We start from the raw sequence: 19,159 nt of genomic DNA on the forward strand, positions 1-19,159 counted from the left end.
GCCCCTGCTGCCCGGGCAGCCGCGGGGACCAGCAATCCGGCTCGCGTACGATTAATTGGTGTTAATTCTGCTGCCGCCCTCCGAAGGGAAAACGCCCGCCGCAACCGGTCCGGTCTTTGACCCGAACCTGCTGCATTTCCCCGAACTCAACGATGCCCGCAAACAGGTCCTCGCTGCTCTGGCGGAAGCCAGCACGGCGGAGGATGCGCACACTGTCCTCGGTGTCGGTTCATCACTGGCAACTGAGGTGCGCCGGAACACTGTGCTGGCTGAGCAACCGTGCGCCCCGGCTCACCGCATCTACACCGGTGTCCTCTACGACGCTCTGGGCTATGCCTCCCTGACCGCCGCCCAGCAGCGCAAGGCCGACGACGCCGTCGTCGTCATCTCGGGACTGTGGGGCGCGCTGGGGTTTGCTGACCCCATTCCCGCCTACCGGTTGTCCATGGCGGTAAAACTCCCGGAAACGGGCAAACTGGCAGCGTTTTGGAAGAAGCACCTGGAGGAGGTCCTCGCGGACCATGCCCGGGGGCAGCTGGTGGTGGACTGCCGCTCCAGCACGTACGCCGCCGCCTGGGCGCCGGAACCGGCCGCAGCCGCCTCCGTGAACGTTTTCCAGGTACGCAACGGCAAGCGCACAGTGGTGTCCCACTTTGCCAAGCACACCCGCGGAGAGCTTGCCCGGCATCTGCTGAGCCGCACCGGAACCGACCCGCAGACGCCCGAACAACTGCTCGCGGCTGCATCCGAGAAGTGGGAAGCGGAACTGGTCCCGGCCACGGCCCGCAAGCCGTATCAGCTCAACATCATCCTGCCGGGTCAGGCCCCCTCGCCCAGTTAACCGGCAAGCCCAGTCAAGCGGAGTGCCCAGCTAAGCGGAGGGGGAATCCTCCGCCACCAGCTCCACTTCGAAGCCCTCGCTGTTTTCCAGATACGCGGCGTAGTGGCCCTGCCCGCCCGCATGCGGATGCCGGTCGGCGAAGAGCAGCGTCCAGCCGTGGCTGGCCGCCCGGCGGGTGAGCAGGTCCACGTCGGCGCGCGAGCCGGCATGAAAGGCCAGATGGTTCAACCCCGGCCGCCGCCGCTCATGGTCCGCGTCCAGCACATCCGGCCCGGCCTCGATGACAATATAACTGTCCGCTCCCTGCCACCGGGCGCCGGTGTCCCAGCCCTCGGCACGCCGGTATCCCAGCCGCTCCAGGAGCCAGCCCAGCGAAGTTTCCGCTGCGGCGAAGTCGCGGACCCACAGCTCGGTGTGGTGCAGCCGGCCGGAAGGCACCGGAGCCGCTGCCGGCTCTGCTTGTGCCGACTCCGCAGGCACCGCTCCTGCTTCGGGTGCGTCCTGCGGCATCCGATCGTTTGCCGCGCCGCCCTTCTGCACCCACGGAACGCCGGCCATCCCGGCGTCCATGGCTTCGTTGGAGAGCCGGTCGGCATCCTTATTCAGCTCACGGGGAATCCACTGGTACTTCACGCGCCGCGGGTTCACTATTCCCCGGGCCTTCGCGGCCAGTTTTTGCATGTCCTCGTGCTTGATCTTCCAGCGGCCGCTCATTTGCTCCACCACGAGCTTGGAGTCCATCTTGGCGAGGATCCAACAGTCCGGATCAATCTCGTGCGCCATTTCCAGCGCCGCCACCAGACCGGAATATTCGGCAACGTTGTTGGACGCCTTGCCGATGTACTGCGCCTTTTCGGCGAGGATCATCCCGGTGTCCGGATCCCGCACCAGGGCGCCGTAACCGGCGTGCCCGGGATTGCCGCGGGACCCGCCGTCGGCCTCCACAATCAGCGTGCGCCGGGACGCGGAGGGGGCCGCACTCCGGGACGGTTCGGCGGGGGTGTCAGACGGGTCAAACAGGGTCACTTCTCAGCTGCTCCACTCATCGGAGCGCACCAGGATGCAGCCGGAGTCGGGGCAGAAGACAATGTCGTCCTCAGCGGCCCGGCGGATGTCCGCGAGGTCCCCGGGGCTCAGCTGCATGCCGGAGCCTTCCGAGGTGCCGTTGTACAGCCGCGCAGCACCGATGCCGTGCTTGGCCAGCGTCTTTTCGTAGAGAGCGAGCAAGTCGGGCTCGAAGGTGGCGGCGAGTTCGTCGCGGTCAGCAACGACGGCGCGGCGCTCCGATTCAATCTCGGCCAGCTCGGCGTCGCGCTTTTCCTCCAGCGCGGCCATCCGGGCATCCAGGTCGGCAGCTTCCTGGCGGGACTGGTCCTCCACAGCCTTGGCAGCTTCCAGGCGTTCCATGACCTCCAGCTCCACATCCTCCAGGTCGGAACGGCGCCGCTTCAGCGACTCCATTTCGCTCTGCAGCGAGGTGAGCTCCTTGGACGTGCCGCTGCCGCTGTCCAGATGCTTCTGGTTGCGCTCCACGCGGGCTGCCACGGAGGCAACGTCGGCCTCGGCACGGGTCAGTTCACGCGTGATGTCCGCGGCCTCGGTGGCAGCGGCAACGAGCCGGCTCTGTGCTGCGGCCCGCTCCATGGCGAGGTCCGCGATGGCGGAATTGTCATTGACGCTGCGTGCCCGGTTCCGAAGTTTGCGGACCGTACTGTCCAGAGCCTGCAAATCGAGCAGCCGCAGCTGCTCCGCCGACGATGCTTTTGCCACCGAAAAACCTCCACCTATGACCGGGCCACCCGGCCCGGTTCTTCCCCCCTAGCCTATGCCAACGCCGCAGATCAGTTCAGCCCGGGTGTCAGCACAAAATCCCACGGATCCGTGTTGGTGGTGCTGATCCGGATCTCCGTACTGAACCCGTGATCGTTCAGAACGTTCTCCAATGCACGGGCTGCAGGCGTCAACCACAACCATTCACTGCCGAAATGGGACACATCAATCAGATAGGGGCGGTCGTTAACCGCCGCCTCGCGGGCTTCGGAGGCCGGATGGTGGCGAAGGTCAGCTGTGACGTAAACGTCAGCCCGGTGCCGGCGGACGGCGTCGAAAAGGCTGTCTCCGGCACCCCCGCAGACAGCTACGCGGCGCACCAGCCCGTGCGGGTCCCCTGCTACGCGGACACCGCCGGCCACCGCGGGGAGGATGCTGAAGACCAGCTTCGCGAAATCGGCCAGCGTGGCAGCCGCGGGCAGTTCGCCCACCCGCCCGATGCCTTCCTCCGGCAATCCGTCCGCTGCCGGAACCAGGGGCTCCACATGTTTCAGGCCAAAGGCATCAGCAAGCACATCCGAGACACCGCCCACGGCGCTGTCGCCGTTGGTGTGCACTGCCAGCAGCGCGCAGCCGCCCTCGATCAGGCGGTGCACGGCGTCGCCCTTGAAGCTGGTGGCGGCCACTGAATGGACCGGCTTCAGGAACAGCGGATGGTGGGTCAGCAGCAGGTCTGCACCCCATTCAAGGGCTTCATCGATGACCGCTGAGGTGGGGTCCACCGCAAAGAGGATCCGCCGAACTTCCCGGGAGGGCTGTCCGGCCACGAGGCCAACGGCGTCCCATCCTTCCGCGAGGGCTTCGGGCCACAGTTCCTCTGCGACACGGAGCACGTCGCCGAGGGTGGGAACGGCGGGCTGCTCTGCCTGCTCGGGCTGGCTTGTGCGCTCGGGCTGGCCTGTGTGCTCGGGCTGGTCTGTATGCATAGGTCCAGTTCTACCCGCTGGGTTTGCCCCGCTCAATTCGGGCGCGCCGCACTGGCGGCTTTCCCGGCGGCTCTGCCCGGAGCCGCGCGCAAGAGCGGGAATCAATACGGCCGCACATGCATTGATAGAGGGTATGAAGACCTATGTACTTGGCGGAGGCTGCTTCTGGTGCCTCGACGCCCTTTATCAGAAGACCCGCGGCGTGACCGAAGTCGTATCCGGTTACACCGGCGGGCACACCGCCCATCCGGACTATGACAGCGTGTGCTCCGGCACCACCGGGCATGCCGAGGTTGTGGCGGTGACTTTCGACGAAGACATCATTCCGGGCGAAGTGATCCTGGACATGTTCTTCATCTCGCACGACCCCACCACGCTCAACCGGCAGGGCTACGACGTCGGAACCCAGTACCGGTCCTCCATGTTCTACACAAACGAGGCCGAGCGCGAGGAATTCGAGAAGGCGCGGGACCGGGCCCAGTCGCACTGGGACAACCCCATCGTGACGGAAATTTCCCCGCTGCCGCAGTTCCACGTGGCCGAGGACTACCATCAGGATTTTTACGCCAAGCACCCCGAACAGGGGTACTGCCAGGTGATCATCAATCCCAAGCTTGCCAAGGCCCGGAAATATTACGCCGAATGGCTTGACAACTGAGCCATCCCCATGCTTGGGGGTAGGCTAGAACGGGCCCGTTACAGGCTTTCCGGCAGCGCCCCCACAGCCAACAGACTTCCGAACAGACATTCCGACGGATAGAGGACATACCATGGCACGGATTTACGACGACGTCACCCAGCTGGTCGGCGGTACGCCGCTGGTGCGGCTGAACCGCCTGACCGAAGGCCTCGACGCCGAGGTCGCGGTCAAGCTCGAGTTCTACAACCCCGCCAACAGCGTGAAGGACCGCATTGGCGTGGCGATTGTTGACGCAGCGGAAAAGGCCGGGGCGCTCAAGCCGGGCGGCACGATCGTCGAAGGCACCTCCGGCAATACGGGCATCGCCCTGGCCATGGTGGGTGCAGCCCGGGGCTACAAAGTCATCCTGACCATGCCGGAGACCATGTCCACCGAGCGCCGGGTCATGCTCCGCGCCTACGGTGCCGAGATTGTCCTGACTCCCGGCTCCGAAGGCATGCGCGGCGCCGTGGACAAGGCCAAGGAAATCGTGGCCACCACCGAGAACGCCATCTGGGCGCAGCAGTTTGCCAATGCTGCCAACCCCGAGATCCACCGCCGGACGACCGCCGAGGAAATCTGGGAAGACACCGACGGCAAGATTGACATCTTTGTTGCCGGCGTGGGCACCGGCGGTACCGTCACCGGCGTCGGACAGGTCCTGAAGAAGCGCAAGCCCGGCGTGCAGATTGTTGCCGTCGAGCCCAAGGACTCGGCCATCCTCAACGGCGGCTCCCCGGGCCCGCACAAGATCCAGGGCCTGGGTGCCAACTTTGTTCCCGAGGTGCTGGACACCACCATCTATGACGAAGTCATTGATGCGTCCATCGAGGACTCCGTAGCCACCGCCCGCGCCCTGGGAGCCAAGGAAGGAATCCTCGGCGGCATCTCCTCGGGATCCATCGTGTGGGCCGCACTGGAACTCGCCAAGCGCCCGGAAAACGCCGGTAAGCTGATTGTCGCCGTGGTCTGCGACTTTGGTGAGCGTTACATTTCCACTGTGCTTTACGACGACATCCGGGGCTGATTCCCGCACCGTTTCCGGATCCCGCCCGGATCCGCCTGACCAGAAAGTCCCCAGTGAGCTTCCTTGCACGCCTGCGTGAAGACCTCGACGCCGCCGCGTCCCATGACCCGGCCGCGCGCGGTTCTTTCGAGAACCTTGTGGTCTACTCGGGGCTGCACGCCATTTGGATGCACCGGCTGACCCACCGGATGTGGACCCGGCCGGGGCTGCGGTTCCCCGCCCGGATCCTCTCCCAGCTGACCCGGTTTGCCACGGGCATCGAGATCCACCCGGGGGCGAGAATCGGCCGGCGTTTCTTCATCGACCACGGAATGGGCGTAGTGATCGGTGAAACCGCGGAAATCGGGAACGACGTCATGCTTTATCACGGGGTGACCCTGGGCGGACGCTCCCTGGCGCGGATCAAGCGCCACCCAACCCTCTGCGACGGCGTCACGGTGGGTGCGGGCGCCAAGATCCTGGGTCCGGTGGTCATCGGCAAGAACAGTGCAGTGGGCGCCAACGCCGTGGTGGTCAAGGACGCTCCCGCCGATTCCATCATCACCGGGATCCCGGCGCGCTGGCGCCACCGTCAGGTGAAAGAAACCCAGGCAGCCGTGGATCCGGCCGAGTACATTGATCCCGCGATTTACATCTAACGCTGATTAGACGCAGAAAGGCCGCCGGCACCTCTTGGTGCCGGCGGCCTTTCTGCGCTCCGGGCAGGTGCTAGTGGGTGTCCACTGCCTCAACCTCGGAATGGTCCCCGCTCCACAGCGTGTGGAAGGTTCCGTCCGTGTCCACGCGGTTATACGTGTGCGCACCGAAGAGATCGCGCAGGCCCTGGGTCAGTGCGGCGGGCAGGCGCTTGCGGCGCAGGCCGTCGTAGTAAGCCAGGGAAGAGCTGAATACGGGCACGGGGATGCCCAACTGGACTGCCACGGACACCACGCGGCGCCAGGCCGGCAGAGCGGCAGCAATGGATTCGGCAAATGCCGGAGCCAGCAGCAGGTTGGCCGGAGCCTGGTCCCCTGCGTAGGCCTTCATGATGTCATCAAGCAGCTCGGCCCGGATGATGCAGCCGGCACGCCACAGGGAGGCGATCTGGTCCAGCTTGAGGTCCCAGCCGTACTCCTTGGCTGCACTGTTGAGCATGTCGATGCCCTGTGCGTAGCTGACGAGCTTGGAGGCATACAGCGCCTGGCGGACGTCGTCCACGAAGGTGTCAGGGAGTTCCACGGATGCTTCGCCGCCGGCGAGGATTTCCTGTGCCTGCTCCCGCTGGCCGCGCTGTGAAGACAGTGCACGGGCAAAGACGGACTCGGCGATGGCGGATACCGGCGAACCCAGGTCCAGGCCGGACACCACGGTCCAGCGGCCGGTGCCCTTCTGGCCGGCCGAATCCACGACGACGTCTACGAACGGCTTCCCGGTCTTGGCGTCTGTGTGTGCCAGGACCTCGGCGGTGATTTCGATCAGGAAGGAGCTGAGCTGACCGGTGTTCCATTCCGTGAAGATCTTGGCCTGGTCGGCCGGCTCAATGCCTGCTGCCGAACGGAGCAGGTCATAGGCCTCGCCGATAACCTGCATGTCCGCGTACTCAATGCCGTTGTGAACCATCTTGACGAAGTGGCCGGCGCCGTCGGTGCCGATCCAGCTGCAGCAGGGCTGGCCGTCGTACTTGGCGGAAATCTTTTCCAGCATGGGACCGAGGGAGTCATAGGACTCGCGCGAGCCGCCGGGCATGATGGACGGGCCCAGCAGCGCGCCTTCTTCTCCGCCGGACACGCCGACGCCCACAAAATGCAGGTTCTTCTCGGCCAGTGCAGCCTCGCGGCGGCGGGTGTCCTCGTAGTGTGAGTTGCCGGCGTCGATCACAATGTCACCGGGCTCCAGCAGCGGCACCAGCTGGTCGATCACGGAATCCACCGGCGCACCGGCCTTCACCATAATCAGGACCCGCCGGGGCTTTTCAAGGTTGTCCACCAGCTCCTGCAGGGACTCCGTGCGGATGAAGTCGCCTTCATCGCCGTGCGCGGACAACAGCGCATCCGTCTTTTCGATGGACCGGTTGTGCAGGGCTACGGTGTAGCCGTTCCGGGCCAGGTTGCGGGCCAGGTTTGCACCCATAACAGCAAGGCCGGTGACGCCAATTTGTGCGCTCAAGTTCTCTCCAGGATTCTTCGGGTGCCCCGGCAATGGGGGCACAACGATCGGCGCTCACCCGCCGTCTTTATCCTCCAGCCTATGCTTACGGGCCGCTCACCCGCCACACGGGGCCTTCCGTGTCGGCCGTGCCGGTGGTTCCGGTGGTGCCGGTGGATTCAAACGTGTTGATCACACCGGCCACCTCCTCCACCACGGCCACCCCGTCTTCCATGGTGGAGGTTCCTGAGGTCAGGACCACCACGGCATAGTCGTTGTTGTCACCGGCCCGGACAAATCCCATGCTGCCTACGTTCCAGACGTTGTCGTCATCCTGAAGCCAGCCGTTCTTGAGGGCAATCTCCGCGCTGAAGGCGGGAAGCCCGGCACCGATGCCCCAGCTCTGGCCGGCGTCCACGTTTTCCATGAGTTCCACGGCGAAGCCGTGCAGGCTGCCGTTGATCCAGTCCACGCCGTCCAGGACGGCACGGGCGATCCGGAGCTGGTCTTCGACGCCGGTGTCGTTGGCGCCCCAGATGTCAGTGGCTTCCGTCCGCGTCACGCCGAGCAGGTCATAGGTCCGGCCCAGTTCCTCGGCTCCGCCCACCGCCTCATAAAGCGCCGTGGTCGAGTCATTATTGCTGTACTCGATCATCATCACGGCGAGCTCTTCCTCCTCGGGGGTCAGCTCCCGCTGCTCGTCCGTTGCCTGGCGCAGCAGCGTGAGCAGGATGGGCACTTTTACCAGGCTGGCTTCGAGGTAGCTGTTATCCGGGTTGTAGTGCCAGGCCCGGCCCGTGGAGGATTCGTAGACAGCCGCAGAGAATTCGGTGTCCGTCCCCGCCGCGTAGTCGTCAAGAGCGGACGAGAGCAGGTCGGCCTGCTCGGACGGGAAGGGCTGAGAGCCGGGGGCTTCCTGCGTCGCCCCGGGGGCGGGATCCGGATTCGGGTCAGCCGCCTCTGTACAGCCAACCGCGGTGAGCGGGAGAAGCAGCACGGCAGCTGCTGCCAAGGAACGTCTGATTGCACTGTGCATGCCTGCACCCCCTGTTCGTTTCAATCTGCTGGCGAATTACACCTGCCCGGGAGGGTTTTCCGTACCCTGCCGAGTGCAGGGTCCCCTGACTCTTCAGGGATAGCAGTGGACCCTGTTGGAAGGCTGGGAGCGCGGAAGCGCACCCTCGAAAATTCAACGGTCGGCGCTTTGGCGGGTGGCCAAAAACACGCTCCGCAGCCCGTGGGATCCGGACAAAACAAAACCCGCCGTCCGGAGCCGGACGGCGGGTTCGCTGTACTTTTCGGTGGGTCCTACCGGGATCGAACCGATGACATCCACGGTGTAAACGTGGCGCTCTACCAGCTGAGCTAAAGACCCTTTTGTGACCGTTATGCCTTTCAAGTTTCCCTGATCAGCGCCGCATCACGAGGAATTACTCTACCCGACGTTTAGGGAGTTTGCCTAATCGGCTCGAGAAGGCGGTTATTGGACGGTCAGTGCCATCCCACTTCCCGGCCAGTTCCCGGCGGATCAGCGCGGCAAATCAGGAAGCTCGGCGGCCAGATATTCCAAAGCGGTGGCTACGCCGGCATCAATTTTCAGGTCCGCCAGGTCATCTCCGCGCGTGGTCCCGCGATTGATAATAACCACCGGTTTTCCCGTCTTATGGGCATGCTTGACGAACCGCAGACCGCTCATCACCGTCAGGGAGGAACCCGCCACCAGAAGCGCGTCAGCGGCGTTCAGCATGGCAAAGGCAGCCGCCACGCGGTCCCGGGGAACGTTTTCGCCGAAATAGACAAAATCGGGCTTGAGCATTCCACCGCACACCGGGCAGTCCGCCACAACAAAATCTTCGGTATCGGCCACGTCCGCATCCGCGTCCGGGGCAATATCGCCGTCGAGCCGCGCGCGCTCCAGGAAACCGGGATTGAGGTCTTCCAGCAGCTTGGAAATTGTCTGGCGCGAATACCGGGTGCGGCAGTCCAGGCAGATCACCCGGTCGAAGCGCCCGTGCAGGTCCACGGCCAGTGCGCTGCCGGCATCGGTGTGCAGGCGGTCCACATTCTGCGTAATCAGGCCGGTGGTGAGCCCCCGGCGCTCCAGGCGGGCGACGGCGGCATGGCCGGCATTGGGTGCTGCCTGCCGCAGATGGTGCCAGCCCACATGGTTCCGCGCCCAGTAGCGACGGCGCAGCTCGGGATCTCCCACGAACTCCTGATACGTCATCGGGTTGCGCGGCGGCGCTTCCGGACCGCGGTAATCGGGAATCCCGGAGTCAGTGCTCAGGCCGGCACCGGTAAGGACAGCAATGCGTTTTCCGGACAACAGCTCGACGGCGCGGCGGAGCTCCCGCTCCTCCTCCGCCGTGGGCCGCGGTGCCGAGGGTTCCGGATCCGACCGGACAAAGCCGGTCAACCCCAGGCCCGGCCGGGGAGCCGGGTGCGGCTGGGGATCGGTTGATTCAGAAGGTGGGTTTGTCATGGTTCAGCCAGCTCCTTAAAGGCGTCCCGGTAAGCCTGCAGGGGACGCGGCGATCCCGGATCGGAATGCACCTCGGCACGGACCATCCCGGCCCGGTCAATGATGAAGGAGGCGCGCCGCGGGCGGCCCTGCACGGCGTCGAACGCCCTGTAGGCCCCCGCGACCCGGCCGTGGGGCCAAAAGTCGGCCAGCAGATCAAACGAATACCCGCGGTTTTCCGCATAGGCCCGCAGGGAATACTTGGAGTCGCAGGACACTGCCACAATGCGGATGCCTGCCCGGGCAAACTCTGCCCGGGCAGCCTCAAGCTCATCCAGCTCTCCGGAACACACGCCGGAGAACGCAAAGGGATAAAAGACCAGGAGCACCGGCGTTCCGCGCAGGTCCGCCAGCCGGACGGGCTCCCCGAACTGGTTGGGGAGCTCAAAGTCCGGAGCGGCGTACCGTGCGTGACCTGCAGGAACCGTGGCCCGCTCCAAACCTGCTACTTCTTGCGGCGGGCAACCAGGCGCGTGGCGGCCCAGTCGCTGCTCACGGCGGGAGATGTGGTGACGTGCAGCCCCGCAGTGGGAGCAGCTTCCTCAATGTCGGCGGGGGGAACGTACCCTTCCCGGCCGGACTTGGGGGTCAGCACCCAAACAACGCCGCCGTCGTCGAGCGTTGTGATGGAGTCCACCAGGGCATCCACCAGGTCGCCGTCGTCGGCGCGCCACCAGAGGATGACTCCGTCTACAACGTCATGGTCCTCTTCGGTGAGAAGCTCACTCCCCACCAAATCCTCGAGGCCGTCGCGGAGGTCAAAATCGACATCCTCGTCGTAACCGAATTCCTGAATCAGGTCTTGGTCTTTGAAACCCAATCTTCCCGCCACGTTCTTATCCGTGACGGCTTCGGCCTCGCTCACTTCACTCCTCCTGGTTGACTGCATAAATACAAGGGAATCACATATTTGGACGAGATGCGGTGTCTGGGACATAAGCCAACACCTTTTGCCCGGATCCTTCAAGGCTCCGGGGCCGCACTCCGGCGCGCCGGGCGCCTGCGAACCTATCCGCAGGTGGGAGCGCACACCGGTTGCGGGAAACAGGGCTCCACTCATCACAGCCCCAAGCGAACGGGCTACGCAAGAGTTGGCCGTCGGGACTAGAGTGGACCGGAGAGGCTGCGGACGCAATCAGCATCCGCACAGCCACAGTGATCGTCCGGCGAAAGAACCGGATCCCCACAGACGTAATTGGTGCAGACACAATCTGTACATGAGAGAGGTTTGCCGTGGCCGCAGAAGACACAACGGACATCCTGAGCGGGTTGACCAACCAGCTCCCGGACCGTGACCCCGAGGAGACCGCGGAATGGATGCAGTCACTGGATGAACTGATCCGTTCCCAGGGCACCGAAAGAGCCCAGTACATTATGCGTTCGCTGCTCCAGCGCGCCGGTGCGCAGTCCGTGGGCGTGCCCATGGTCACCACCACCGACTATGTCAACACCATCCCGGTGGACCAGGAACCCGAGTTCCCCGGCGATGAAGAAGTTGAACGCCGCTACCGCGCCTGGCTGCGCTGGAACGCCGCCATCATGGTGCACCGCGCCCAGCGCCCGGGCATCGGCGTCGGCGGGCACATTTCCACCTATGCAGGTGCAGCAACCCTGTACGAAGTGGGCATGAACCACTTCTTCCGGGGCAAGGACCATCCGGGCGGCGGAGACCAGATTTACTTCCAGGGTCACGCCTCCCCCGGCATGTATGCACGCGCCTTCCTGGAAGGCCGCCTGTCCGAAGAGGACATGGACGGCTTCCGGCAGGAGAAGTCCCGGGAGGGACACGCGCTGTCCTCCTACCCGCACCCGCGCTCCATGCCGGACTTCTGGGAATTCCCCACCGTGTCCATGGGTATCGGCCCCATGAACGCCATCTACCAGGCCCAGTCCAACCGCTACCTGCAGAACCGCGGCATCAAGGACACCTCGGAACAGCATGTCTGGGCGTTCCTGGGCGACGGCGAAATGGACGAGCCCGAATCGCGCGGCCTGCTCCAGCTGGCAGCCAATGACAAGCTGGACAACCTGACCTTCGTGGTGAACTGCAACCTGCAGCGCCTGGACGGACCGGTGCGCGGCAACGGCAAGATCATGCAGGAACTGGAAGCATTCTTCCGCGGTGCCGGCTGGAACGTCATCAAGGTTCTTTGGGGCCGCGAATGGGACTCGCTGCTGGAGAAGGACAAGAACGGCGCGCTGGTGGACATCATGAACTCCACCCCGGACGGTGACTACCAGACCTACAAGGCCGAGTCCGGCGGCTTTGTCCGCGAGCACTTCTTCGGCAAGAGCCCCGAGACCAAGGAACTGGTCGCGAACCTCACCGACGAGGAAATCTGGCAGCTCAAGCGCGGCGGACATGACTACCGCAAGGTCTACGCAGCGTATAAGGCCGCCATGGAGTTCAAGGGCAAGCCGACTGTCATCCTGGCCCACACGGTCAAGGGCTACGGCCTGGGCACGCACTTCGAGGGCCGCAACGCGACCCACCAGATGAAGAAGCTGACCCTGGATGATCTGAAGGCCTTCCGCGATCACCTGCGCATCCCGATCACGGACGAGCAGCTCGAAGCCGACCCGTACCAGCCGCCGTACTACCACCCGGGCACCGACGCTCCGGAGATCAAGTACATGCTGGAGCGCCGGCGCGAACTCGGCGGCAACGTGCCCGAGCGCCGGGTCAAGCACGCACCTGTGAAGCTGCCGGATGAAAAGGCCTACGAGGTAGCCAACCGCGGTTCCGGCAAGCAGATGGCGGCCACCACCATGGCCTTCGTCCGCCTGCTCAAGGACCTGATGCGGGACAAGGAATTCGGCAAGCGCATTGTGCCGATCATCCCCGACGAAGCGCGCACCTTCGGTATGGACTCGTTCTTCCCGACGGCGAAGATCTACAACCCCAAGGGACAGAACTACCTGTCCGTGGACCGGGACCTGGTCCTGGCCTACAAGGAGTCCCCGCAGGGCCAGATTGTGCACGTGGGCATCAACGAGGGCGGATCCATCGCGGCCTTCACCGCAGCCGGAACTTCCTACGCCACCCACGGCGAACCGCTGATTCCGGTCTACGTGTTCTACTCGATGTTCGGATTCCAGCGCACCGCAGACTACATCTGGGCAGCCACTGACCAGATGGCCCGCGGCTTCCTGATCTCCGCCACTGCCGGCCGGACCACCCTGACCGGTGAGGGCCTGCAGCACGCTGACGGCCACTCCCCGATCCTGGCCTCCACCAACCCGGCAGTGAAGACCTACGACCCGGCCTACGGGTACGAGATCGGGCACATCGTCCGCCACGGTTTGGAAGAGATGTACGGCCCGGATTCCAAGGATCCGAACGTCATCTACAACATCATGGTGTACAACGAGCCGATCCGGCAGCCGAAGGCCCCGGAGGACCTGGATGTTGAAGGGATCCTCAAGGGCATCTACCTGCTGGCTCCGGCCAAGATCGACGGACCCCGTGCACAGCTCCTGGCCTCCGGCGTAGCCGTGCCGTGGGCGCTGGAAGCCCAGCAGATCCTTGCCGACGACTGGGGCGTTTCGGCCGATGTGTGGTCCGTGACGTCGTGGAATGAACTCCGCCGCGACGGCCTGGCCGCCGAGGAAGAATCCTTCCTGCACCCGGAGGCAGAGCCCCGCGTGCCGTTCGTGACCAAGCAGCTCGCCGGTGCCACCGGTCCGGTGATCGCTTCCACGGATTACATGAAGGCTGTTCCGGACCAGATCCGGCAGTTCGTTCCGAACGAATTCGCCACCCTGGGTGCGGACGACTTCGGCTTCGCCGATACCCGTGCCGCAGCACGGCGTTACTTCAAGATCGATTCGCACTCCATGGTGGTCCGCACCCTGGAAATGCTCGCCCGCCGCGGCGAGGTTGACGCCAGCGCGCCGACCGAAGCGATCAAGAAGTACGACCTGCTCAACGTCAACGCAGGAACCTCCGGCAACGCCGGCGGCGACGCCTAACCTCGCGGGACCCTCCCAGCGGGAGGACAAGAAAAGAACCGTCGCATCCGCGGCGGTTCTTTTCTTTTACCCAATTTCGGTCTTTGACCCAATTTCGGCCATGGACCGCTAGATCTCGGTTGCAGCCACCAGGTCTATGTGTGCCTGCATGGCATCTGCTGCCGCCTGCGGATCGCCGGTGCGGATGGCGTTGACTATGGCACGGTGCGATTCCAGCGACTGTTCCGGCCGTCCGGGCTGCCCGAGGGAAGCCAGCCGGGTCTCGCGCACCAGCTCGGATATGAAAGTCATCATGGAAGCCAGGATGGAGGAGTGGGCAGCTGAGGCAACGGCCCGATGGAACTGCTCATCACCGGCGGTTCCGCGGCTCCCGCCGGCAATTTCAGCGGCCATCGTCTCCAGGGCCAGGTCCATGGCCGCCAGGTCTGCACGGGTATGGCGTTCGGCAGCGAAAGCGGCCAGCTTCACCTCCAGGGTGCTGCGGGCCTCCACGATCTCCGGCATCCGGTCCCGGTGCTCACGCAGTTCGCGCAGCACCGCCGCCACACTTGGCCGGTAGACCAGCACCGCACCGGTGCCGTGCTGGACGTCGATGACCCCGAGGACCTCCAGCGCCACCAGGGCCTGCGCCAGCGTGGCACGGGACACCCCCATGCGCTCCGCCAGGTCTCGCTCCGCGGGGAGCAAATCCCCCGGACCCAGCCCCGCGGACGCGATAAAGCCCAGAAGCTGTTCCACGAGCCGCTCATACAACCGGGGCCTCGACACCCGGACAAACCCCTTGCCGTCACCGTTTTCGGGCATCGCATCCTCTTTCTCCGCCTACGGGATCCATGCCTGCGGGATCTGACCTGCCCAGGAATCCCACGGTCCGGGACAGAGTCTATCCGGGATTGACAAAGAGACCCAGAGTCTAAGAGGCTAGTCCAGTGCCGGTGTGGCCTGCGTCACCTTCCTCTCTGGCCGCCGTCGGGATAAGCACCGAGACCATCAATCCTAGGAACCATATGTCCGCTCCAATCCTCTCCATCCTCATCCTGGTGGCCATGTTCCTGCTGGCCACCGTCCTTCCGCTGAACATGGGGGCGCTGGCTTTCGTGGGCGCCTTCCTGCTGGGCTTCGTGTTCCTGGACATGAGCACCGACGAGATCCTCGCCAACTTCCCCGGCGGCCTCTTCCTCACCATTGTGGGCGTCACCTATCTGTTCGCCATCGCACAAAACAACGGCACCATTGACCTGCTGGTCCGCGGCGCCGTCCGGATGGTGGGCAACCGGGTGGCACTGATTCCCTGGATCATGTTCGCCATCACGGCCATCATCACCGCCGTCGGCGCCCTGTCGCCGGCCGCCGTCGCCATCGTTGCCCCGATTGCCCTGGGCTTTGCGGCCAAACACAAGATCAACCCGCTGATGATGGGCATGATGGTGATCCACGGCGCGCAGGCCGGCGGATTCTCGCCCATCGCCGTCTACGGCGTCACGGTCAACGGCATCATTGGCGAAACCGATTTGGAGTCGAGCCCCCTGGCCGTCTTCCTGGCGAGCCTGCTCTTCAATACCTTTATTGCCCTGATCCTGTTCTTCGTCCTGGGCGGCAGCAAGCTTCGCAGCGGCAAGGTGGGCGGCTTCGTGGAAGAGGTTGCCCAGGCCCGGATGAACGCCAGCGCCGCCGGCCGCACCGACGTTGCCTTCAAGGGATTCGGTTCGGACATTTACGGCCCGCGCGACCCGGCCGGAGACGGCCTCACGGCCACCAAGACCCGCGCCGAACTGTTTCCGCAGATCGTGACCATCGCAGGGCTGATTGCCCTGGCAGTTATTGCCCTCGGCTTCAAGGTTGACGTGGGCTTTGTCTCCATCACCATTGCGATGATCCTGGCGCTCGTTTCACCGCAGGCCCAGAAGGGGGCCATCAATAAAATCAGCTGGACCACGGTGCTGCTCATCTGCGGCATGCTCACCTTTGTGGGCGTCCTTCAGGAAGCAGGCACGGTGGAATACGTTTCCGACGCCGTGGTGGGACTGGGAATGCCGCTGCTGGCTGCCCTGCTCATCTGCTACATCGGCGCCGTAGTCTCCGCCTTTGCGTCCTCCACCGCCATCCTTGCGGCCCTGATCCCGCTTGCCGTTCCGTTCCTTGCCTCCGGCGAGATTGGCGCCGTCGGACTCATCTGCGCCCTCGCCGTATCCGCCACGATCGTGGACGTCTCCCCCTTCTCCACCAACGGAGCGCTGGTCCTGGCCAACGCCCCGGAAGGCATGGACAAGGACCGCTTCTACAAGCAGATCCTCAGCTACAGCGGAATTGTCGTCGTCGCAGGACCGCTGGTGGCCTGGCTCATCATGGTGGTTCCCGGCTGGCTCTAAGCCGGACCGCCAGCGCAGCCAGAGCTCCATCCCCCGAACAAAAGGACCCTCCCATGACCACCTCACCAACCTCCCGCGGCCCGCTGGAGGGCTACCTCGTTGTTGATCTGAGCCGCGCCCTTGCCGGGCCCCACGCCGGCATGATGCTTGCGGACCTCGGAGCCCGGGTTATCAAAGTGGAGACCCCGGGAACGGGCGATGACACCCGCAGCTGGGGTCCGCCGTTCGTGGGCCCGGAGGATGACCAGCAGGCCACATATTTCCTTTCCTGCAACCGCAACAAGGAATCCATCAGCCTGGATCTAAAGTCCGAGGACGGCACCGCCGTGCTCCGGGACCTGGTCCGGCGTGCAGACGTCCTGGTGGAGAACTTCCGCCCGGGGGTGCTGGACCGGCTCGGTTTCTCGCCGGCGCAGCTGCATGACATCAACCCCCGGCTCGTCATCCTCTCCATCAGCGGGTTTGGCCACGACGGCCCTGAGGCGACCCGCAGCGGCTATGACCAGATTGTCCAGGGCGAGGCCGGCCTGATGTCCCTCACGGGTTCCGGCCCGGAGGACCCGCAGCGGGTGGGAGTGCCGATCGCGGATCTGCTGTCCGGCATGTACGGCGCCTTCGGTTTGCTGGCGGCGCTGCTGGAACGCGAACGCACCGGCAAGGGCCAGGTGGTCCGCACCTCGCTGCTGGCCGCCGTCGTCGGCGTTCATGCTTTCCAGGGCACCCGGCACACCGTCGCCGGCGAGGTTCCTGCCGCACAGGGCAACCATCACCCGTCAATTGCTCCCTACGGCCTGTTTTCCTGCCGGGGCGGCAAGGTCCAGATCAGTGTGGGCAGCGAAAAGCTCTGGGAGACGTTCGCCGCCACGTTTGGCATCGACACTTCGCGGCCGGAATTTGCCGGCAACGCCCAGCGGGTGCGCAACCGCCAGGCGGTGATAGCGGCCGTGGAGGAAGCGTTCGCGGACTTCGAAGCCGAACCCCTCCTGGAGAAGCTGCGGGCCGCCGGCATCCCCGCAGGAAAGGTCCGCACGCTGGACGAGGTCTATGAGTGGGAGCAGGTCCACTCACAGGGACTGGTGGTGGATGTGGAGCACCCCGTCTTGGGCAAGGTGGCCCTGCCGGGTCCGCCGCTGCGGTTCTTCGACGCCGCCGAAGGCACCGAAACAACCAACCGCTCACATCTGGCCCCGCCGCTGCTGAACCAGCACGGCAGCGAGATTCGGAGCTGGCTTGAGGGCAGCGCGGAACCGGCCGGCACGGCCGAGGCCGAACCGGCCGGCACGGATGCTGGCAAGGCATGAGCGTGCAGGCACGGCCGCGGCGGCTCAACGCCCGCGGGCTGCTGGAACTGGTGGTGGATCCGGGCTCCTTCATCTCCTGGGATTCCCCTGTGGCGTACACCGACCACAGCGAAGCGTATGAGGCAGATCTGGCCCGGGCACGGGAGAAAACCGGAGAGGACGAGTCCGTCCTGACCGGCGAAGGCCGGGTGCAGGGCCGGCGCGTTGCCTTGGTGGTCTGTGAATTCGGTTTCCTCGGCGGCTCCATCGGAGTGGCCGCCGCCGACCGCCTGACCGACGCCGTCGAACGCGCCACCCGCGAAGGCCTGCCCCTCCTGGCCGGCCCCGCCTCGGGCGGAACCCGGATGCAGGAGGGAACGCTGGCGTTCCTGTCCATGGTCAAGATCACTGCGGCGGTCCGCCGGCACAAGGAAGCAGGACTGCCGTACCTGGTGTATCTGCGCCACCCCACCACCGGCGGCGTGATGGCTTCCTGGGGTTCGCTGGGACACATCACCGTGGCCGAACCCGGAGCGCTCCTGGGCTTCCTCGGGCCCCGCGTCTACGAGTCCCTGTACGGGGAACCGTTCCCCGAGGGAGTCCAGACGGCGGAGAACCTCCAGGCCCGGGGCTTGGTCGACGCCGTCCTTCCGCCGGAAGAGTTGGCGGAAACCGTGCACCGCGCGCTATCCATGCTCCTTCCGGAGCAGGCCGCTCCGGTGCCCGCACCGGCATCCCTGGGCAGTGCTCCGGCAGCCGTGCCGGCGTGGGAGTCCATCACCGTCTCGCGCAATCCGCAGCGTCCGGGCGTGCGCCAGCTGCTGCATTTCGGTGCCAAGGACGTGCTGCCGCTGAACGGAACCGGACAGGGCGAAAAGGATCCGGGGCTGCTCCTTGCCCTGGCCAGGTTCGGGCAGACGTCATGCGTGGTGCTGGGCCAGGACCGGCAGCGCGGTTCGCACCGGCCGGCCCTGGGTCCGGCCTCGCTGCGGGAGGCCCGCCGCGGAATGCGGCTGGCCGAGGAGCTGAACCTTCCCCTGCTGACGGTCATCGACACTGCCGGGGCAGCCTTGTCCAAGGAGGCCGAGGAAGGCGGGCTGGCCGGAGAAATCGCCCGGTGCCTGAATGACCTGGTGGGTCTGGACTGTCCCACCGTCTCCGTCCTCCTGGGCCAGGGCGCCGGCGGCGGGGCGCTGGCCCTGCTTCCGGCAGACCGGACTGTGGCCGCACAGCATGCATGGCTTTCATCACTTCCGCCGGAGGGTGCCAGCGCCATTGTGTACCGCGACACGGATCACGGGGCCAAAATGGCCGAGGCGCAGGGTGTGACGGTAGCCGCTTTGGCGGCCCACGGGATCGTGGATCATATTGTCCCGGAGGAGCCCGACGCGGCCGCCGAAGCCCCTGCTTTTTGCCGGAGAATGGCCGCAGCAGTGGAATATGAGCTCTCCTCACTGCGTCAAAGTCCTCCGGCCGAGCGTCTTGCGCAGCGCACTGCACGGTTCCGCAGACTGGGTTCGGCGGGATGATTCGAAAGTCCATCCCATACCCCGGGTTGTAGCCTTCGCACAAAATGGTGGATGTCCGGCG

The 19,159-nt window shown here is 65.1% G+C and carries 17 protein-coding genes and 1 tRNA gene; 8 read left to right on the top strand and 10 right to left on the bottom strand.

Annotation, left to right across the window (positions count from 1 at the left end):
- Positions 1-58 precede the first annotated feature (58 nt).
- The gene (locus AC4D2W_RS05605; RefSeq protein ID WP_490925892.1) at positions 59-841 is read left to right on the top strand and encodes a YaaA family protein; all 783 of its coding nucleotides are present in this window, start codon (positions 59-61) and stop codon (positions 839-841) included.
- 30 nt (positions 842-871) lie between these two features.
- Here AC4D2W_RS05605 and AC4D2W_RS05610 read toward each other — a convergent pair whose 3' ends face one another.
- The 3 genes from AC4D2W_RS05610 to AC4D2W_RS05620 form a co-directional block, all read right to left on the bottom strand.
- Positions 872-1,867 carry a reverse transcriptase-like protein gene (locus AC4D2W_RS05610; protein ID WP_490925893.1) on the bottom strand — a complete coding sequence of 332 codons (996 nt, stop codon included), beginning with the start codon at positions 1,865-1,867 and terminating at the stop codon, positions 872-874.
- Positions 1,868-1,870: 3 nt separating this feature from the next.
- Entirely contained in the window at positions 1,871-2,611 is a 741-nt protein-coding gene (locus tag AC4D2W_RS05615; protein WP_490925894.1) for a zinc ribbon domain-containing protein, read from the bottom strand.
- Between the two features lie 71 nt (positions 2,612-2,682).
- Positions 2,683-3,597 carry a Nif3-like dinuclear metal center hexameric protein gene (locus AC4D2W_RS05620; protein WP_490925895.1) on the bottom strand — a complete coding sequence of 305 codons (915 nt, stop codon included), beginning with the start codon at positions 3,595-3,597 and terminating at the stop codon, positions 2,683-2,685.
- A gap of 133 nt (positions 3,598-3,730) precedes the next feature.
- On the opposite strand from AC4D2W_RS05620, the gene msrA reads away from it, so the two are divergent.
- From msrA to epsC, 3 genes are all read left to right on the top strand, one after another.
- Entirely contained in the window at positions 3,731-4,255 is a 525-nt protein-coding gene (msrA, locus tag AC4D2W_RS05625; RefSeq protein ID WP_490925896.1) for a peptide-methionine (S)-S-oxide reductase MsrA, read from the top strand.
- Between the two features lie 112 nt (positions 4,256-4,367).
- Positions 4,368-5,303, top strand: coding sequence for a cysteine synthase A (gene cysK / locus AC4D2W_RS05630; RefSeq protein WP_490925897.1), 936 nt, complete (start codon positions 4,368-4,370; stop codon positions 5,301-5,303).
- Positions 5,304-5,356: 53 nt separating this feature from the next.
- Positions 5,357-5,941: a serine O-acetyltransferase EpsC gene (gene epsC, locus AC4D2W_RS05635; protein ID WP_490925898.1), complete on the top strand. Its 585-nt coding sequence runs from the start codon at positions 5,357-5,359 to the stop codon at positions 5,939-5,941.
- Positions 5,942-6,011: 70 nt separating this feature from the next.
- Here epsC and gnd read toward each other — a convergent pair whose 3' ends face one another.
- The 6 genes from gnd to AC4D2W_RS05665 form a co-directional block, all read right to left on the bottom strand.
- Positions 6,012-7,448, bottom strand: a complete 1,437-nt coding sequence (gene gnd / locus AC4D2W_RS05640; RefSeq protein WP_490925899.1) for an NADP-dependent phosphogluconate dehydrogenase — start codon at positions 7,446-7,448, stop codon at positions 6,012-6,014.
- A gap of 85 nt (positions 7,449-7,533) precedes the next feature.
- Entirely contained in the window at positions 7,534-8,439 is a 906-nt protein-coding gene (locus AC4D2W_RS05645) for a serine hydrolase (RefSeq protein ID WP_490925900.1), read from the bottom strand.
- Positions 8,440-8,729: 290 nt separating this feature from the next.
- A tRNA-Val gene (locus tag AC4D2W_RS05650) sits at positions 8,730-8,802 on the bottom strand.
- A gap of 153 nt (positions 8,803-8,955) precedes the next feature.
- Complete coding sequence (locus AC4D2W_RS05655) at positions 8,956-9,909, bottom strand: NAD-dependent protein deacetylase (protein ID WP_490925901.1); 954 nt, start codon at positions 9,907-9,909, stop codon at positions 8,956-8,958.
- Entirely contained in the window at positions 9,906-10,388 is a 483-nt protein-coding gene (locus tag AC4D2W_RS05660) for a redoxin domain-containing protein (RefSeq protein WP_490925902.1), read from the bottom strand. Before AC4D2W_RS05660 ends, AC4D2W_RS05655 begins: the two co-directional genes overlap by 4 nt.
- A gap of 5 nt (positions 10,389-10,393) precedes the next feature.
- Positions 10,394-10,813, bottom strand: coding sequence for a DUF3052 domain-containing protein (locus tag AC4D2W_RS05665; RefSeq protein WP_400927994.1), 420 nt, complete (start codon positions 10,811-10,813; stop codon positions 10,394-10,396).
- A gap of 368 nt (positions 10,814-11,181) precedes the next feature.
- On the opposite strand from AC4D2W_RS05665, the gene aceE reads away from it, so the two are divergent.
- On the top strand, positions 11,182-13,920 hold the full coding sequence (gene aceE, locus AC4D2W_RS05670; RefSeq protein WP_490925903.1) for a pyruvate dehydrogenase (acetyl-transferring), homodimeric type: 2,739 nt from the start codon (positions 11,182-11,184) through the stop codon (positions 13,918-13,920).
- Positions 13,921-14,028: 108 nt separating this feature from the next.
- Here aceE and AC4D2W_RS05675 read toward each other — a convergent pair whose 3' ends face one another.
- Complete coding sequence (locus AC4D2W_RS05675) at positions 14,029-14,724, bottom strand: FadR/GntR family transcriptional regulator (RefSeq protein ID WP_400927988.1); 696 nt, start codon at positions 14,722-14,724, stop codon at positions 14,029-14,031.
- A 203-nt stretch (positions 14,725-14,927) separates the two neighbouring features.
- Between AC4D2W_RS05675 and AC4D2W_RS05680 the strand changes: the two genes are divergently transcribed.
- From AC4D2W_RS05680 to AC4D2W_RS05690, 3 genes are read left to right on the top strand one after another with little or no spacing between them, the layout of a single operon-like run.
- Positions 14,928-16,289 (top strand): SLC13 family permease, encoded by a 1,362-nt coding sequence (locus AC4D2W_RS05680; protein WP_490925904.1) that lies wholly within the window; start codon positions 14,928-14,930, stop codon positions 16,287-16,289.
- Positions 16,290-16,342: 53 nt separating this feature from the next.
- Entirely contained in the window at positions 16,343-17,590 is a 1,248-nt protein-coding gene (locus AC4D2W_RS05685) for a CaiB/BaiF CoA transferase family protein (protein WP_490925905.1), read from the top strand.
- The gene (locus tag AC4D2W_RS05690) at positions 17,587-19,098 is read left to right on the top strand and encodes a carboxyl transferase domain-containing protein (RefSeq protein ID WP_490925906.1); all 1,512 of its coding nucleotides are present in this window, start codon (positions 17,587-17,589) and stop codon (positions 19,096-19,098) included. Before AC4D2W_RS05685 ends, AC4D2W_RS05690 begins: the two co-directional genes overlap by 4 nt.
- The last annotated feature ends 61 nt before the right edge of the window (positions 19,099-19,159 follow it).

The sequence above is a fragment of the Arthrobacter sp. TJ-58 genome, assembly GCF_058269295.1.

Excerpts from the sequence above, each read along its gene's own strand:
- AC4D2W_RS05620 (WP_490925895.1), bottom strand. The coding sequence starts at position 3,597 with ATGCATACAGACCAGCCCGAGCACACAGGCCAGCCCGAGCGCACAAGC.
- AC4D2W_RS05655 (WP_490925901.1), bottom strand. The coding sequence starts at position 9,909 with ATGACAAACCCACCTTCTGAATCAACCGATCCCCAGCCGCACCCGGCT.
- msrA (WP_490925896.1), top strand. The coding sequence starts at position 3,731 with ATGAAGACCTATGTACTTGGCGGAGGCTGCTTCTGGTGCCTCGACGCC.
- AC4D2W_RS05690 (WP_490925906.1), top strand. The coding sequence starts at position 17,587 with ATGAGCGTGCAGGCACGGCCGCGGCGGCTCAACGCCCGCGGGCTGCTG.
- AC4D2W_RS05680 (WP_490925904.1), top strand. The coding sequence starts at position 14,928 with ATGTCCGCTCCAATCCTCTCCATCCTCATCCTGGTGGCCATGTTCCTG.
- cysK (WP_490925897.1), top strand. The coding sequence starts at position 4,368 with ATGGCACGGATTTACGACGACGTCACCCAGCTGGTCGGCGGTACGCCG.
- AC4D2W_RS05685 (WP_490925905.1), top strand. The coding sequence starts at position 16,343 with ATGACCACCTCACCAACCTCCCGCGGCCCGCTGGAGGGCTACCTCGTT.
- AC4D2W_RS05675 (WP_400927988.1), bottom strand. The coding sequence starts at position 14,724 with ATGCCCGAAAACGGTGACGGCAAGGGGTTTGTCCGGGTGTCGAGGCCC.